This is a genomic window from Mycoplasma collis ATCC 35278, from assembly GCF_000701825.1.
In the GTDB taxonomy this organism is placed as follows: domain Bacteria; phylum Bacillota_I; class Bacilli_A; order Mycoplasmatales; family Metamycoplasmataceae; genus Mesomycoplasma_A; species Mesomycoplasma_A collis.
The window spans coordinates 1-18,803 of sequence record NZ_JNJY01000005.1; the positions used below are offsets into that span (position 1 = coordinate 1).

Sequence of the window (18,803 nt, forward strand, 5' to 3'; positions counted from 1 at the left end):
TTTTTTTATAAATATTTTGTTTATTTAATAAAAAATTGTAAAATAAAAGCACAAACACAAAAGTGTTGCGCTTGAATGTTTATTTTAGGAAAATAAAGTTATTGCCAATAACTTTATTTTTTTTATATATTTTATATATAATATATTATGAAAATAAAAAAAAGAAAGGAAAATTTAATGAATTTAGTTAAATGATTTAAAAATGAAAAATTAATTTTTATTGATGAAAAATTTAATAATAAAAATGAAGTTTTAAATTTTGTATCAAAAGAACTTTTGAAAAATAATTTTACTAATAATTCAGATAAAATTTACAGTCTTTTTAGAGAGAGAGAGAGAGAGTACTGCAATAGGTGAACAATTTGCTGTTCCTCATATTTTATCTGAAGATATTAAAACATCAACATTAGTTTTTCTTAAAACAAATGAAATTGATTGAAATTCTTTTGATAATCAAAAAGTTAAATTTATTTTTGCAATTGCATTAAATAAAAAAGATGCTGAAAAACATATTAATATTTTGCAGAATATTTCTAAGATTTTATTAGATGAAAAATTTAAAAAAGAGCTTGAAAATATCAAAACAAATAAAGAATTTTTAACTCTTATTAACAAATATGAACAAAAAATAAAAGCTATTGAAGAAAATAATGATATTGAAAAAATAACTAATTATGATGTAGTAGCAGTTACAGCATGTCCAACAGGAATTGCTCATACTTTTTTAGCTAAGGAAAATTTATTAAAAGCTGCTAAAAAATTAAATATTAAAATTAAGGTAGAAACTCAAGGAACAGAAGGAATTGATAATTTATTATCTAGTGAAGATATTAAAAATGCAAAATCAATAATTCTAGCTACTGATCGTGCAATTGATAAAAAGAGATTTGCTAATCATGAAAATGTTTTAGAAATATCAACTAAAAATGCAATTCACAATCCTGAGTTATATATTAAAAATGCTTTAGAATTCAAAGGTAGAAAAATTAAAGTTTCTGAATCTAATGATTCAAGTTCTTTAAATGAAAATGAACCATTTTCATTTAAGCAAAAAAACTTTAGCAGAAAAATTTATCAATCAATAATGAATGGTGTTTCTCACATGTTGCCATTTGTTGTTTTTGGTGGAATTATGATTGCTATTGCATTTATTTTAGATTCTATTATTGGTCTTATTCAAGGCAAAGATCTTAATAATTCAAATTTTTTAGCTACTTATGGAAGTAATAATGGCGTATCTGTTTGATTTATGACTATTGGTGGACAAGCATTAGGTTTTGCTATCCCAATATTAACAATTTTTATTGCCTATGCTATAAAAGGAAGGATTGCAATTTTACCTTCATTAGTAATAGGCCTAATAGCATCTGGAAAATTATCTGCTACTTATTCATTCCTCAAAAGTACATTAGGAGTTAATGCTGGTAAAATTCTAGAAACTGGTTCAGGATTTATTGGGGCTATTTTAGGTGCATTTTTCATTGTAATAGCTTTAGACTTGATGAATAAATATATTTTTAATCATTTACCAAAAAATTTAATGGGAATTAAAAATATATTATTAATACCGTTAATTGGAACGCTTTTAATTGCATTTGTATTTTGAGCTGTGAACATTTTATTTATTTATGTAAACTATGGACTAAATTTATTTTTAGGTCTAATTACAGATAATATTTATTTAGTTTGATTATTAGGAATAATAATCGGAGTAATGATGGCTGTTGATTTAGGAGGGCCTATTAATAAAGCAGCATATGTTTTTGCTGTATTTACAATAACTTCTTCAGGATCAGCTAAACATTCAACAGCTATGGCTATTGCTATGGCGGCTGGTATGGTACCTCCATTAGGGATTTCATTATCAATGTTTGTTCATAAAAAATTATGAACAAATGAAGAACTTAAACTTGGTAAATGATCAAATATAATTTTTGGTTTATCATTTATTTCTGAAGGAGCTATTCCTTATACTTCAGCAAAACCAAAAATTTTAATTCCTGCAAATATAATAGGTGGAGCAGTAACTGGATTATTATGTGGAATATTAGGAACACAAATAATTGCGCCTCATGGTGGAATATTTGTTGCATTTTTATTAAAATCTTCATACTTTGATAGTTTTGGACTTTCTCTTGCATTTGGAATTATTTTCTGATTAGGAGCTATTTTAGTTGGAGCTGTTGTTCAAATGCTTACTATTTGACTATTATCCAAATATCATTCCAAAAAAGAAATGTCAAAAAAATCCATTCTTAAAAAAGTTAACTAAATTTTTTAAGTTTTGATATTTATAAAAAATACAACCTTAAATTTAACAAGGTTGTATTTTTATTTTTAAAATTTTTTATTTTGATATTTATATTTATTTTTAGTTTTACTACTAATAAAACTTTTATAAAAAGCTTCATTTATAATAATGCCAAAATATAAAATATATGAAAGAAAAAAATTAAAAGGAGCTAAATATAAAAAAGTAGCAAAAACTCCGAATTTTCGATAATCAATAATTTTTATTGATGATACATAACCAAAAATAGTAGTAAATAAAACTGTTGCTAAAGAACTTAAAATAACTCCTGGATATATTTCTTTAATTTTAGTTTTAAATGTTGGTGTATATTTTAATAAAAATAATCAAATAAAGTAAAAAAATAACAAAATATAAAATGATGAAATAAAATAAAAAAATAAAATATAAATAACTGAATTGGAAGAATAAATATTTTCAAGTGATTTAAAGACAAAAGCTGCTGTTATTAGTAAAAAACTTAAAAAAATTGATATAAAAACAACAATTACAAAGCCTTTTAACCGATTTATGAATCAATTCCCTAAATTTTTATGATCATAAATAATTGATTGACTAGTAATAAATTTAGCATAACCTGAAGAAGAAATTCATAAAGAAGAAAAAAATAAAATTAAAAAAGTAATTTCATCTGTATCAATTAAATTTCATTGTTTAGGCAAGGTTTGAATTACTTTATCAATCCCAGGAATATAACGACTAATAATTTGGCTTGAAATATAATCTTCAATTGAATTATCAAAAAAATTATTAAATAATTTTTCAATATTTAATAAATTAATTGTTGATAATGATAAAGCTAAAATCGGGATGAATGAAATAAAAGAATAAAAGGCAAAACCTGAAGGGATAAAAATAAATTCATGAGAAGAAATTTTTTTTACGCTCCTTTGGATTAAAACTTTTGTTTGAATATTATTTTTTTTTCATCATTTAGGAGTAACAGCTATTCTTAAAGGAATAATTACTAAAAAAGTAAGAATTTTTTGCCAAATATTTCTTTTTTTCTTAGTTATTATTCTATTTTTATATCAATTATTTGGCATTTTGTAATTATAACATTAAAAAAATTCTACTATTTAGCTTTTTCACATTTTTTTCCTTTTTTTAATAATTATTTAAAATTTTATCTATTTTTGATTGGAGGAAAAAATGAATTCAGTTTTAATATACTTTTCAATAAAATATCAAGGTGATTTTTATTCAATTTTTAATGCACTCAAAAGACAAGAAAAAATAGATAAAGATCAAATTTTAAAAATAGAAGATGATCTAAAGTTGCAAAAAATTAAAGCTATTACAATTTTAGATAAAAATTATCCCAAAGAATTTAAATTTTTAGATAAACCACCATTTGTAATTTTTTACAAAGGAAATATTAAACTTTTAAAAAATAAAAATAAAATCGCGCTCACAGGTGATAAAAATACTTTCAAAGTTAAAAAATATTTAGAACAATCATTACCTGAAGTGAATAAAAATAATGTTTTAATAACAGCAAGCTATAAAAATTTAGATCAAAATATAATAAATTATTTTGAAAATAATGATGGAAAAATTATTTATGTTTCGGTAAATGGAGTTAATGATCCTTTTTTTTCAAATAAATTTGTTATCAATGATAATAATTTAGTAATTTCAGAGTATCCTGATAACACCGAAATTACTAAATTTCGACTAAAAAATAGAAATAGAATAATGGCTTCTATCGCTAATTCATTAGTTATCTATTCATCTAAAGCTAATAGCGGAATTATGAATTTAGTTAATCATTTTTTAAATATGGGAAAAGAAATATTTTGCTTTCCAGGTGATTGAGAAGATGATGAGGAAGATGGAAATACAATATTAATTAAACAAGGTGCAAATTTAATAACTTCAATAAAAGATTTAGAGGTTAAAAAAAATGAGTTGAAATATTCAGTTAAGTAATTTCAGCAATATAAAATATTTAACCAGCAATAGTGATGATGTTATTAAAAAAATTGGTAATGAAACTCAAAGATTAGGATTTGTAGCACTTTCGGCTTTTTCAGGAATTATAGCTTTTGCGCTTATGATTGCACTTATAGTTACAGGTATAAAAATTTCTTATACATCTGGTGAAAAAAGAAAAAATTATTTAGTACATTTAATGATTATATTAATAGTTTTTGTAATGACAATAGCGATTTTTTCTGTAGGATTAAATTTTGCTATTAATTTATCATCTGAAGCTATAGGAAGTACTCAAACATTTCAAACTTAGTACAAAGTATAGTTAATCATTTATATTATCCAATTTTTTCTTTATTTTGATTAATTACTATTAAAATTCCTTATAAATTATTATCTGGTATTTGAGAATTAATTAAATATATTGAGCAAAATCAAATAATAAATTTTCTGTTTTTTAAGAAAAAAGATACCAACTATAATTTTGAAGATTTTAAAATTCCAATTTTTTTTCATGTTTTTGTTGTTTTAAATTCACTTGTTTTTTTATCAATATTTTTATATATAATTATTAAATTTACATTAAAAGGAAAAAATCATTTTAATAAATTCGAAATTTTAAATTCACTTAAAAAAGTAATACCAACAATTATTATGATTTTTGGTTTTCCTTTTATTTTATTTGTTTTTTTTGCGTTTATTTCGCAAATGTTAAATATTTTTTCAATATCTTATCAAAACGATCCGAATGTTGCTAAAAATATTTTCAATAACTTAAGAAATGAAAATATTGATGTAAATATATGGACAAACATTTCAAAATTTAATGATTTTTCACCTTTAGATTTTAATTCATATAAAAATCTAAAAATATCTACTTTCGAATTAATGTTTTTCCCTTCAATAACAGGTATATCACTTATTTCTATATTTTCAAAAGCATTTATAAAAATTTTAAACAAAATATTTCAAATTTTTATTTTATTTTTAATTTCACCATTTGTTTTTTCGACATTATTAATTAATCAAAACAAAAAATTTTTAAGATGAAAAGAAATGTTTATTTCAAAATCACTATCTATTTTTATTTTTGTTTTATTATTTAAAATTTTTGATTTTTATTTAAAAATAACAAATGAATGAATTTTAAATATAAATGAATTATCTTCGTTTCAAAAAAATTTTTTCAGTTTTTTCATTTCTATAGGAGGAGCAATTGGAATAATTAAAACTAATAAAATTATTTCTGAACTATTAGGTGAAGAAAATAAATTAAAAAATATTTTTTTAGAAACTAGTAATTTATTAAAAAATATAAATTATTTTTCAAGCAATAAAAATAATTTTTATAAAAATTTAAAAAATAATATACAAAATTTTAATAAAAATAATGAAAAATTAAGTATTGAAACATTAAAGAATAAATTAAAAAATAAAAAAACTTTTTCTTTTGAAACTTATAAAAATTCTTTTTATTCAAAAGTAAATAATTCTACATATTCAAAAAATGATCAATTTAGAAATGATAAATTTATAAATTTATATAAAAGGATAAATAATGTTACAACCTAAAAATATTAAGAAAAATAAATTAGTTTTAGCAAAAAATTTTTATTTATCAGATTTTATATTTTTAATTGCTATTATATGTTCTTCTTTTTTAATAGGATGATTTGCAATTCCAGATTTTGTTTCGCATAAAAAAATAATTTCATTTGTTTTAATAATTTTTTTATTATTATTTTCATTACCATTAATGATTTTTATACCTAGTCAAAATGTAAGATTATGAATTTTTATTTGGAATTACATTAAATTTTCTTTAGTAAATAAAAATTATACAATTAGTTCAAATGGCTCAAATACAGGTTTTTTTTCAAAATATAAAAATTTAGATGAAAATGGAGTATTAGAGCTAAAAACTAAAAAAACAAATAATTTAAAATATGTAACATTTTTAGAATTAAAAGGTTTAAATATTTGGAATCATAATTTAGAAGATAAAAAATATTTTTTAAATCAAATAACATCTTTTTTTAATTTATTAGATTTTAAAATTAGTTTTGTAAAAATTAATGTTAAAAACGAATTTAAACAAAATATAAACATTTTGAATGAAAAAATATTAGATTTTGAAAATAAAGAAAGTATTTCTGAACTTGAAAAAAATCAATTTAATTACTTTTATTCTCAAAAAAATGATTTTGAAAAATTAACAGATAACGAAATAAATAATAGATATATTTTAGCTATATATCATAAAGAAAAAAGTTTTATAGATAATGAATTATCTCAAGTCATAAATTATTTTAAAAAATGTGAAATAAATTTAAAAACATTAAATAAAGCCCAAGTTTTAAATTTTTTAAATATTTTTCATGAAATTATAGAAAAAAATAAAGATGATTTAGATTTAAATAATGTAATTCCTAAAAGTTTAAAATTTAAAAATAGTTATTTTAAAATAAATGATTTATATGCAAAAATAAATACAATCAGCGAATATGCTACAGACTTAAATGCAGGATGGGCAGATACATTTTTTAATTCAACAAACACATTTGCTATTTGACATATTTCTCCACTTATTGATGATGACTATCAAAAATTGTTAGATAAAGCAAATGATAAAATTTTGACATCTATAGCATTTAATAAAAAATCTATATATCGAAATAAAAAAGATTCAAAATATATTGAAGCTATAGATGAAGTAATGGATTTAGTTTTAAATCAAAATCAAAAAATTTTCGATACTTCTATTTTATTTTTAACTTTTTCTGATAGTAAACAAAATTTAAAAAATACTTTAAAAAATTCTTTATATAAAAATATCAAACTTGAAAATTCAAAAGTAAACAAACTTTTATTTAAACAATTAGAAGCATATTCATATTTTGGTTTTAATAATTTTAATTGATTAAAAGAAAATATTGAAATGGTCTCAAGAAATATTGCATATTCTTGACCATTTACTTTTGAAAAAAATATTGACAAAAACATGTTTTATTTAGGAAACAATAATAAGCAATCGATTATTTTAGATATATGAAAAAGAACACATTTTCATACAAATTCTAACTGTGTTTTCTTCGGTACATCAGGAAGAGGAAAAACTACGGCTATAAAAAAAATTGCTCTAAATTTTGGAATGCAAAACGATAGCTCAATCATAATTGTAGATCCTCAAAGAGAATATCAAAATTTAAAAAATATTTTAAATTTATCATGAATTGATTTAGGGGGAGGATCGACAACTATCAACCCTTTAGAAATTTTTATTCATGACAAAAACAACAAATTTTTAAAAAAGGAAATTATTATTTCTAAACATATAAGTTTTTTTATAAATTGAATAAAAATTTTAATTAATAATTGAAATGAAGAAAAAGAAACAATTATTTTGCAATCTTTAAAATTACTTTATCAAAAATGAAATTTTTATGATGAAAGCAAAAGTTTTGAAAATTTTAAATCTAACGAATATCCAATAATTAGTGATTGAATAAAAATTTTAGAAAAAATAGAATATAAAAATTTAGAATATAAAGATATCTACCAAAAAGAAAAAATTAAATTGTTAGAATGATTAAAAATAAATTTTGAAGATTTTGGAATGTATTCAAAAAATTATAATGATTTTACAAACATAAATTTAAATAGTGATTTTATAGTTATAGATTCCAAAACATTTGTTGAAAATTCAACAAAATCCAATATAAATGCATTTTTTTATTTAATTTTTCAACTTATATTAAATAAAATTAACACCAACTTTTTTTCAGAAAATAAAAAAACAATGTTGATTTTTGATGAGGTTCATAAATTTATAAATAATAAAAATAGTGAAATTTTAGATTTTTTATTTGATATTGCAAAAACTATAAGAAAATTTAAAGGATCATTAATTACATCAACCCAAAATGCTTCAGATTTTACTTTAAATGAAAAAATTGTTAATAAAGCTAGTGGAATTTTGAAAAATTCTCAATATAAATTTATTTTTAATATTCCAGGTGATGATATAAAAATAATAAATAAACTATACAATCCTGATTTAAATAACAATTCATCAAGTTTAAATTTAATTAACGAAAATGATTTTAATTTTATTATAAATTCAGGTATTGGAGAATGTTTATTAATAAGTACACAAAAAAGAAAAATGCATTTTAAGTTCTATTATAATGATTATGAAAAAGAGAAACTTTTTATTTAATTTATTTAAAAAACTAAAAACTATTTTTTTATTTTCTATTATTATACCAATTTATATTTGTGTAACAATTTCGCAAAAAACAAAAAATGAAATTGAACAAAATTCATACAAAAAAAATCAAAATTATTCTTCAAGCGAATATTTTGGTTGAAATGAATTTAATATTGAGCAACTTTTAAATTATAACGATTCTAAAAAAAATTTTTCATATTTAAATTCAGAAGATAATCCATTTACAGTTTTTTATGATGGAACTAGAAGTAATAAAAAAATAGCAACACATAGCTATTGACATAAACAAGGATATACATTTTTTCCTTTTCGCTGATATAACTACATCACAGATAGATGATACGGTTCCGGTATAAACATAGCACAAGGATTAGAAGGATGAAGTAATCAAAAAAAACAGGAATTTATAGGCTCTACAGCAAGACCAAGGGGTTTAGAATATGATGATGGTGAATTCGCCAATCAGGAAACTAGTAGTAAAATAAATTTACTAGATAATTCGCTAAGTAAATTAAAATTTTATTTTGGAGTTAATAAAAATACACAAAATTATAATAATCTTCAATTTTATGATTTTGGAAATTCAGGAAAAGATTTATCACATTTAATTTTTGAAAAACTTACAAAATGAAAAAACGAAAAAATAGATAATTACCAAAAACAAAATCATATAATTAAAGAATTTTATATCACTAATTTAAGAATTGATTTAAATTTTTATATAACAACAGAACAAAAAAATTATTATGATTATTATCCTTCTGAACTTAAAACAAGAATCAGTAAATTTAGATTTAAATTAAACTTTAATTATAAAATTTTATATGATGAATTTGTAGAATCTAAATTTAATTTATTAAGTAAAATAGAAAAATTTCAAGATATTTTTAAAAAAGAGTTTATAAAAACAAACGAATTAACAATAAATTCTGATTTAGGTAGTGAAAACGGCTTAACAAAAATAGAATTAAATAATTTAAAAGATTATAAAAATAATATAGATTATTTAGACGAAAAAATAAAAAGTTTTTTAAATAGCAAAAATACTTTAATAAATAAACAATTTTTAATAAAATACAAAATAATCAAAGTTAATAAAAAAGATTTTTTAGATTTTTTTATTGAATATAATGATCCTATAAATGGTAACAAACAAATAATAAAAATAAATGAGCAGTTAATTAAAATTAATTATAAAAAAACAAATAAATTTGATAATTTAAAAATATCAGAAAGATTATTAATAATACCCGGTTATTACTTAGATCAAACGAACATAAATTCATTAGATATAAAAAAGGATTTTCCAAAAAGATTAAAAAATGATAAAAAAATTTCAATAAATTATGGTGGGGCATGATTATATAATAGTCCTGTAAAAATTAAATTTAAATCAACTCTTAAAGAAGATGAAATTTTGCTAATAAACGGCGTTAAAATAGACGTTTTAGATCAAAATTTTTTTGTTGATCTATCTAATAATTTAAATTCAAATAATAATGAATATAAAATAGAATTAGTAAAATTTGAAAAAAATCCTAATGAAAATAGCGAAAAAGAAGTTTTTAGATGAACTAAAGTAATAAAAATTTTAAATGAAAATTTAAAACTTAATGTTAAATGATATGCTTGAAATCCAGAAAAAAATTTAGAACAAAGGAAATTAATTGAACCTTACTTAAAAATAAATAATAAAGAAATATTAGATAAAAATGGAGAAAAAATACCTAATAAAGATTACGATCCTTTTATCAATATTGAAAATGGTGTAAAAAGTGAATTAGTGTGAGTAGATTTTTCTAGATATAAAAATAATACTTTACCAAAAGATACAAGATTTTTACAAGATCCTTATGATGAAAATAATGAATTAAATTTCTCATCTAAAAATAAAAAAATTGGTTTTATTGCTGAGGCATATATTGTTAAAAAAGGAATAAATTTATCTTTAAATTTAAATATAAAAGAAAACAATTTAAAAATTTTTAAATTAGATACTAATAATGAAAATATTTCAATTATTGAGGATACTGAAAATTTTATAATAAACAAAGATGGAATTAATTTAAATTTATTATTTAGCGAAAATGAATATTTTTCATTTTCAGGATTATGACTTTTTAGTTATAGAGCTGAAAATTCTATGAATAAATATAAATTAGTTTATATTATTGATGATGATAATAAAAAATTATTTACTAATTTTTTTACAACTAATTATATTGAAAATTTTTTCGAATCATTTCAGGGCGAACACTTATTAGAATATCTTTATAAAAAATTTAAAATTGATAAAATAAATGCAAAAAATTTAACATATGATGAAATAATTGAATATTGAAAATTATATGTTTCAGATGCAAGATTTTTTCATTTTAATAAAGAACAAATTAATATTATTAGTCCAATCGTTGATGTAGAAAGTTTAAATAATTATACTTCTAAAATTAATTATGAACAATTTTCACCTAGCGAAAATGATAAAAAAACTTTTTTAAAAGATTTTGAAAATAAAAATTTTATTGATTATGAAATAGAAATTGATGAAAAATATAAAAATATTTTAAAATTCATCTTTAAATTAAATAATAATTCATTTAACGTCAATACTAAAATAGAAAATGATTTACAATATTTTAATGTCAATTGAAAAAAAGATAGATTGGAAAATTATAAAAATTTAAATGAAAATCTAAAAATAAGAATAATTCCTGAAATTAATGATATTTATTTAAATTCGATAATTAATCAATCGAAAAATAAAGATGATTTTTACAATTTATTGAATAATAAAATGTTTAATTTTGAACATTTTGATAAAGTGAGTTATATTACAGAATATAAAAAACAAAGTTTAATTTTTTCGTTTTTTGTTTTAAATGAATTTTCTGACAATTTTTATATAAATTCAAATGATAAATTTTTAATTCTAAATATTCCAGATTTTTTAAATAATAGTTTAATTAAAAAAAATGATATTTTTAAAAACTTTAATAGTAATTTTTTGAACCTTAATGGACAAAGTGATAAAAATAAAATTCTTTTAAAAATATTAGAATTTATTAAAAATAATTTACCAAACGAATATGTTTATGAACTTGATTATGAAATCGAAAATTTAGAAGATAAATTAGAAGAAATTGTTAATTTATTAGATAAAAATGAAAATTCAATTTTTATTAAGGTAAAAACAACTAAAAATACTTTAAAAAATATTAAAGGTAGTAAAATAATTGAAATTTATAACAAATATAATTCTGAAATCGATCTTAAAACAATAGTAGATTTATCATTAATTAAAATAGATGATTTAATTTTGGAAGAAAATGTAGAATTTCAAAATATTAAAAATTTAATTGAAAAACATATTAATTTAAAAATAAATGATTTTAAATTTAAACTAAATAAAGAAATTGAAATTGAGGATTTTTTAAATACAATAAATTCATTAGTAATAAATCCAAATAAATTAATAAATTTCAAAATAAAAGGAATATATGAAAATTTTATTAATGAAATAAATTTTAATGTTACTTATAAAAAAGAAACAAAAAATTTTTTATTTGATTTATCTAATTTAAGATTAGAAATTAATATAAATTGCAGCAATTTTAATTGTATTAAAAAGAAAATAATAGAAAAAATTAATTTATATTTAAATAAATATTTATTAGTTTATGAAAAAGATTATGTTATTGAAAACATAAATAATTCTAATGAGTTAATAAAACTAATTAACAAAAAAGGTAAAAATATTTATAAAATCAAAGTAAAAGCTATAAATAATAAAAAAACATTGAATTATTTTTTTGTCGATGTTTTTAATAATATTTCAGAAAATGAAAATATTGATGTTTTGAAAAAAAATTGACTAAAAAATGAAATAAGTAAAAAAAATAACAATCAATTTAACTTTTTATGATTGATACCAATTTTTATTTTTGCTTTTTTATGTATAACATTTGTTTCGATTAAACTATATAATAAATTTTTTAGATATCACTATAAATTAAATGTTAAAAAAAATAAAAAATAATTTGCTAAAATAATTATATTATGAAAAATATGATAGTGTTTTCAGATATTGATGGAACAATTTACGGAAAAAAATTTGAATATTCAAATGATGTTAAAGAAAGTATTTTAAATTTTCAAAACAAAGGCGGAAATTTTGTTATCGCAACAGGAAATCCCGCTTTTAGCAGAATACAAAAATTAGCTTCTGAATTGAATGTAAAATATTTAATTACATCTAATGGAGCAACGATCTTCGATAATGAAGAAAAAAAATATATTTTTAAAAATATAATCCCAAAAAAAATACAGCAAATAATTTTTGATGTAGCTAAAAAAAATAATACACAAATTAATTTTTGAGATTTAAATAATTTTTATACATTTAACCGTTGAAAAGAACATTCAAAAAGTTACGATTATTCACTTTTGAATTCTGATGAAGTTATAGATTTATTCGAACCAAAAGAGGATATTGTGAAAATGGAATTATTTGGTGATAAAAATACAATATTAAATGCATATAATGAACTTAAAACTATTGATGTAACTATTGCTAAAATGAGAGACGAACATATTGAAATAACTGCCAAAAACACATCAAAAGGTTTAGCATTAAAATGATTTTTAGAAAATCATTTTAATGAATTGCCAGAAAATGTTATGTCAATTGGTGATAGCCCAAATGATTGATCTATGTTTGAAATTACAGGATTTTCATATGCGATGGAAAATGCTACAGAAGAAACTAAAAAAAGAGCAAAATATCACACATCAAGATATAATCAAAATGGTGTAGGTATGGCGATTTTAGATTATATCGATCGTATAAATGTTAAAAAATTAAGTTAATTCTCCTATTTTTAGGAGAATTTTTAAACTTTATTTTATTTTTTTGTTTAACTCATTTAGCAAATTTTTGCAAAATTTTAGCATAAATAATTTAAAAAATAAATAAAAAAAATAATTTTTTTTAATTAATAGTTTTTTAAAAAAATATATTAAAATTGATAAACTAAATTTAAATTAGAAATATTTTTTTTAATTAAGAAGAAAGGAATTGTATGAAAAATAAAAAAAATAATTATTATTTAAAATCACTTTCACCTATTGAATTTGCTTTAAATAATTTCAAAGGAAAAATGCGTTCTGTCAATTGAAATAAAATTGATGATGATAAAGATTTAGAAGTATGAAATAGAGTTGTGCAAAATTTTTGACTACCAGAAAAAATTCCTGTTTCAAATGATATTGAAACTTGAAGAACATTAGATCCAACATGACAAAAAGTAATAACAAGAACTTTTACAGGGCTAACTTTATTAGATACAATTCAAGCTACAATTGGTGATATTGCTCAAATTGAACATTCATTAACAGATCATGAGCAAGTTATCTATGCAAATTTTTCTTTTATGGTAGCTGTCCATGCGCGTTCTTATGGAACAATATTTTCCACTTTATGTTCTAGTGAGCAAATAAATGAAGCTCACGAATGAGTTATAAATACAAAAAGTTTACAAGAAAGAGCAAAAATTTTAATTCCTTATTATAAAGGTGATGATCCACTAAAATCTAAAGTAGCAGCAGCGCTAATGCCTGGATTTTTATTATATGGTGGTTTTTATTTACCTTTTTATTTATCCTCAAGAATGAAATTACCTAATACATCAGATATTATTAGGTTAATTTTAAGAGATAAAGTTATTCATAATTATTATTCAGGGTATAAATATCAAAAAAAAGTTGAAAAATTATCAGTTGAAAAGCAAAAAGAAATGAAAGAATTTGTTTTTGAACTTTTATATAAATTAATTGATTTAGAAAAAATTTATTTAAAAGAATTATATTCAGAAATTGGATTAGCTGATGATGCTATTAGATTTAGTTTATATAATGCGGGAAAATTTTTACAAAATTTAGGTTATGATTCGCCTTTTACAAAACAAGAGACCCAAATTGAACCAGAAATTTTTAATCAATTATCTGCAAGAGCTGACGAAAATCATGATTTTTTTTCGGGTAATGGCTCATCATATGTTATGGGAATAAGTGAAGAGACTGAAGATGAAGATTGAGAATTTTAAATATGCATAATGATGTTATAAAAATTGATGCTAATAAAATAGTCAAACCAAAGGGAAAAATATTTTTAGTTTATTTTTCTTCTAGTTCTAACAATACCCATAAATTTATTCAAAAACTAAATTTTGATAATTCAAGAATTCCAATTGATTTTAATGAAACAATTTTAGTTGATAGAGATTATGTTTTATTCGCTCCTACTTATAGTGGGGGAGGAGAATTAACTAAAGGAGCGGTTCCAAAACAAGTTATTAAATTTTTAAATAATAGTAATAATCGTAAACACTGTAAAGGTATTATTGCTTCTGGTAATACAAATTTTGGCAATACTTTTGCAATTGCCGGTCCAATTTTATCTAAAAAATTACAAGTTCCTTTATTGTATCAATTTGAATTATTAGGCACATGTGAAGATGTAACAAATGTTAAAAAAATAATTGAAAATTTTTGAAATAATAAATAAAGTGAGAAAATATGAAAAAAAACGATGAATATATAAAATTAAATGCTAAAGCTAAAATGTTTTGAGAACAATCAGAAATAAATTTCGATCTCGAAGCTGCAAGAAATTATTGAACTAATGAAATAAAACCTAAAGTTAAAAAATTCAATTCTTTTAAAGAAAAAATTGATTTTTTAATTGAAAATGATTATTATGAAAAAGAAATTTTTAGTAAGTTTGATTTTGAACAAGTTGAAAAATTAAACAATCTTGCTCAAAGTTATAAACATGAATTTGCATCTTTTATGGGAATTTTAAAATTCTATAATTCTTATGCCCTAAAAACTTTTGATTCTAAATATTATTTAGAAACTTTTGAAGATCGTGTTTTAATGAATGTATTATTTTTATCTAATGGCGATTTTAATTTAGCTAAAAATTTATTAAATGATATTATGATGGGAAGGTTCCAGCCCGCTACTCCAACTTTTTTAAATGCTGGGAAAAAACAAAGAGGTGAATATATTTCTTGTTATTTAATTAGAACTGAAGATAATATGGAATCAATATCCCGCTCTATTTCTACATCATTACAACTTTCAAAAAGAGGTGGTGGTGTTTCGGTTTTACTTACTAATTTACGTGAACTAGGTGCGCCAATTAAAAAAATTGAAAATCAAGCTACTGGTATTATTCCAGTTATGAAATTATTAGAAGATTCTTTTTCTTATGCTAATCAATTAGGTCAACGCCAAGGAGCTGGTGCTGTTTATTTAAATGTTCATCATCCAGATATTTTACAATTTTTAGATTCTAAAAGAGAAAATGCTGATGAAAAAATTAGAATTAAATCACTTTCATTAGGTGTTGTTATTCCTGATATAACTTTTGAATTAGCTAAAAAAAATGAACAAATGGCGCTTTTTAGTTCTTATGATATTTTTAATGAATATAAAAAGCCAATGTCAGATATTTCTATTACAAAAGAATATTATAATTTATTAAATAATCCTAAAATTAAAAAAACTTTTATAAGTGCCAGAAAACTATTTTCTTTAATAGCTGAATTACACTTTGAAAGTGGTTATCCTTTTATTTTGTTTGACGATACTGTTAATAATCGTAATGCTCACCCTGGAAGAATTGTAATGTCTAATTTATGTAGTGAAATTGCTCAAGTATCAAATGCTAGCGAATATAATGTTGATTTAAGTTATAAAAAAATAGGTGAAGATATTTGTTGTAATCTTGGATCATTAAACATAGCAAAAGCAATGGAAGCTGGAAATAATTTTGAAGCATTAATTTATAATTCTATTTTAGCGCTTGATCATGTTTCAAGAAATAGCAATCTTGATAGCGCGCCTTCAATTAAAAAAAGTAATAATGAAAATCATGCCTTAGGTCTTGGAGCTATGAATTTACATGGTTTTTTAGCTAATAATCAAATTTTTTATGATTCAATTGAAGCAATTGAATTTACAAATCTTTTCTTTTATAGCGTTGCTTTTTATGCTTTTAAGGCTTCTAATAAATTAGCTTTAAAATATGGGAAATTCAAAAATTTTGAATTTTCAAAATTTAGCGATGGTTCTTATTTTGATAAATATACTAAAAATTTAGTTGATGAATATAAGCCTAAAACCGAGAAAATAAAAACATTATTTAAAAAATATAATTTTAATATTCCTAGTCAAAAAGATTGAATTGAATTAGTTGAAAAAATTAAAAAAGATGGACTAGCTAATTCTCATTTAATGGCAATCGCTCCTACTGGAAGTATTTCCTATCTTACATCATCAACTCCTTCATTACAACCTGTAGTTGCTCCCGTTGAAACAAGGAAAGAAGGCAAATTAGGTAGAGTGTATGTCCCTGCTTATAATATTAATTTTTCTAATATGGAATATTATGTTAAAGGAGCATATGAGCTAGGGCCAAATCCAATTATTGATATTGCAGCTGCAGCACAAAAACATGTTGATCAAGCTATTTCATTAACTTTATTTTTTAATAGCACTGCTACAACAAGGGATTTAAATAAAGCTTATATTTATGCATTTAAAAATAAATGTTCTTCTATTTATTATGTAAGAGTAAGGCAAGATGTTCTTGAAAATAGTGAAACATATGATATCTCTGAATGTGATGCATGTAAAATTTAAAATTTATTTTAATATTTAATTATTAATAAATTTATTGAGCAAATTTCTTCATTTTTATTAGTGAAGAAATTATTTTATATCAAAAAAAGCTTTAAAATAGACATTTTTTTCACTTTTTTACAAAAAAAAAAAAAAAAGTTAAAAAATAATATAATGCTACTAATTTTTTAAAAAATAAAAAATGAAAGGCGATTTTAAAGTTATGAATTATAAAATTAAAAAAACACTATTATTATTTTCATCCATTTTAGTAACTAGTGCTACATTTATTTCATCTATAGCATGTTCAAAAGATGATAATCAAGGCACTAGTTCTAAAAATGAAGAAGAAATAAAAAAAGCAAATATGGAAGCTGATGCTTTAAAAAATAAATTAAAAAGTTTTGAAGCTACAATTGATTTATTATCAAATGAACAAGAAGTAAAATTAGAAGAATTAGATAATATTATTTCTGTTTTAGAAGATGATAGTGAAAAAACACTTGAAGATAAAATTGTAGATGTTTTAAAAATTGAAGTAAATGAAAAAGCTAATAGACAAAATGATATAAACAATATTAAAAAGCAGATTGAAAATTTATATAATTTAGACAAAACTATTTTAAAAACAAAAATTGAAGAATTAAAAGTTTTAAGAGAAAAACATATACCTATTTACAAAACAGAGGAAGCAAAAAAATTAATTTCAAATATTTCAGCTTTATCTTTTGATAAAAATGATAACGATGAAATCAAAAAATTTAAAATTGAAGTTATTAAAATGGTTTTAGATATTAAAAATTTATTAAAAAATAAAACAGATCAAGAATATGAAGAAATCTCTGAGCATATTGAAACACTAGTATTGTTTTTAGAAGATATTTATTTAGAATATCATTTAAAAGATGTATATGAAAAACTATCAAATGATAAAATAGAATTAATAGAAAAAGTAAATTACATTGTAGATAGATTTATATATTGAACAAAGGGTTTAAATCAAAATTTAAAATTTATAAAAAATAAAAAAAATAATATATATCAAACATTTATTACTCCATTTCAAGAATCTAATATTCTATTTTTTAATATATTAAAAATATTTAATAAAATGAATGAAAAAATAACATCTGATAAATCAATTTATGAAAAAATTACTGCCGAATTAAAAAGCTATCTTGAAAAATATACAATCGAAGGAGATGAATTTGCTATTGATATAAATAATGATACTAGTGAAGAAAAAATAGCGAAATCATATCTTTTATATTTTTATGAAAATTATGTAAATATATACAGGCCTTACCTTTATTCTGTTGATGAAATTATAAATTTTTTAGAAAAAATTTATCTAGAAAAAATTGTTCTAGGAAAAATAGAAAACACATCTAGAAAGATTAATGATAGAGAGATTGATAAACTTCTTGCATTTTCAACTTCAATAAAAAAAGAAGAATTATTAAAAATAATTAATAAATTTAAAAATTTAAAACAATCAGAAAACAAAATTAAAAGATAAAAAACTTGTAAAAAGTATTTATTAGACAAGAGTAAGGCAAGATGTTCTTGAAAATAGTGAAACATATGATATCTCTGAATGTGATGCATGTAAAATTTAAAATTTATTTTAATATTTAATTA

At 20.4% G+C, this 18,803-nt stretch carries 12 protein-coding genes; 11 read left to right on the forward strand and 1 reads right to left on the reverse strand.

What is annotated here, in order from left to right:
* Positions 1-259: 259 nt before the first annotated feature.
* Positions 260-2,272, forward strand: a complete 2,013-nt coding sequence (locus T403_RS04140) for a PTS fructose transporter subunit IIABC (RefSeq protein ID WP_240532058.1) — start codon at positions 260-262, stop codon at positions 2,270-2,272.
* Positions 2,273-2,337: 65 nt separating this feature from the next.
* Here T403_RS04140 and T403_RS0101735 read toward each other — a convergent pair whose 3' ends face one another.
* Positions 2,338-3,357, reverse strand: coding sequence for a YhjD/YihY/BrkB family envelope integrity protein (locus tag T403_RS0101735; RefSeq protein ID WP_051619056.1), 1,020 nt, complete (start codon positions 3,355-3,357; stop codon positions 2,338-2,340).
* 106 nt (positions 3,358-3,463) lie between these two features.
* On the opposite strand from T403_RS0101735, the gene T403_RS0101745 reads away from it, so the two are divergent.
* The 10 genes from T403_RS0101745 (at position 3,464) to T403_RS0101790 (ending at position 18,681) form a co-directional block, all read left to right on the forward strand.
* On the forward strand, positions 3,464-4,243 hold the full coding sequence (locus T403_RS0101745) for a DNA-processing protein DprA (protein WP_033161106.1): 780 nt from the start codon (positions 3,464-3,466) through the stop codon (positions 4,241-4,243).
* The gene (locus T403_RS0101750; protein ID WP_051619058.1) at positions 4,218-4,559 is read left to right on the forward strand and encodes an Mbov_0395 family pilin-like conjugal transfer protein; all 342 of its coding nucleotides are present in this window, start codon (positions 4,218-4,220) and stop codon (positions 4,557-4,559) included. Before T403_RS0101745 ends, T403_RS0101750 begins: the two co-directional genes overlap by 26 nt.
* 110 nt (positions 4,560-4,669) lie before the next feature.
* Positions 4,670-5,818 carry an Mbov_0396 family ICE element transmembrane protein gene (locus T403_RS0101755; RefSeq protein ID WP_408631972.1) on the forward strand — a complete coding sequence of 383 codons (1,149 nt, stop codon included), beginning with the start codon at positions 4,670-4,672 and terminating at the stop codon, positions 5,816-5,818.
* Complete coding sequence (locus tag T403_RS0101760) at positions 5,805-8,465, forward strand: Mbov_0397 family ICE element conjugal transfer ATPase (protein WP_033161108.1); 2,661 nt, start codon at positions 5,805-5,807, stop codon at positions 8,463-8,465. The genes T403_RS0101755 and T403_RS0101760 overlap by 14 nt, the downstream gene beginning before the upstream one ends.
* The gene (locus tag T403_RS0101765) at positions 8,440-12,513 is read left to right on the forward strand and encodes an Mbov_0399 family ICE element protein (protein ID WP_033161109.1); all 4,074 of its coding nucleotides are present in this window, start codon (positions 8,440-8,442) and stop codon (positions 12,511-12,513) included. The genes T403_RS0101760 and T403_RS0101765 overlap by 26 nt, the downstream gene beginning before the upstream one ends.
* A 29-nt stretch (positions 12,514-12,542) precedes the next feature.
* Complete coding sequence (locus tag T403_RS0101770) at positions 12,543-13,343, forward strand: Cof-type HAD-IIB family hydrolase (protein WP_051619059.1); 801 nt, start codon at positions 12,543-12,545, stop codon at positions 13,341-13,343.
* 212 nt (positions 13,344-13,555) lie between these two features.
* Entirely contained in the window at positions 13,556-14,578 is a 1,023-nt protein-coding gene (gene nrdF, locus T403_RS0101775; protein ID WP_033161111.1) for a class 1b ribonucleoside-diphosphate reductase subunit beta, read from the forward strand.
* 2 nt (positions 14,579-14,580) lie between these two features.
* Positions 14,581-15,039 (forward strand): class Ib ribonucleoside-diphosphate reductase assembly flavoprotein NrdI, encoded by a 459-nt coding sequence (gene nrdI, locus T403_RS0101780; protein WP_033161144.1) that lies wholly within the window; start codon positions 14,581-14,583, stop codon positions 15,037-15,039.
* Positions 15,040-15,050: 11 nt separating this feature from the next.
* Positions 15,051-17,183, forward strand: a complete 2,133-nt coding sequence (gene nrdE / locus T403_RS0101785) for a class 1b ribonucleoside-diphosphate reductase subunit alpha (RefSeq protein ID WP_033161112.1) — start codon at positions 15,051-15,053, stop codon at positions 17,181-17,183.
* Positions 17,184-17,385: 202 nt separating this feature from the next.
* Complete coding sequence (locus tag T403_RS0101790; protein WP_033161113.1) at positions 17,386-18,681, forward strand: hypothetical protein; 1,296 nt, start codon at positions 17,386-17,388, stop codon at positions 18,679-18,681.
* Positions 18,682-18,803: the final 122 nt, after the last annotated feature.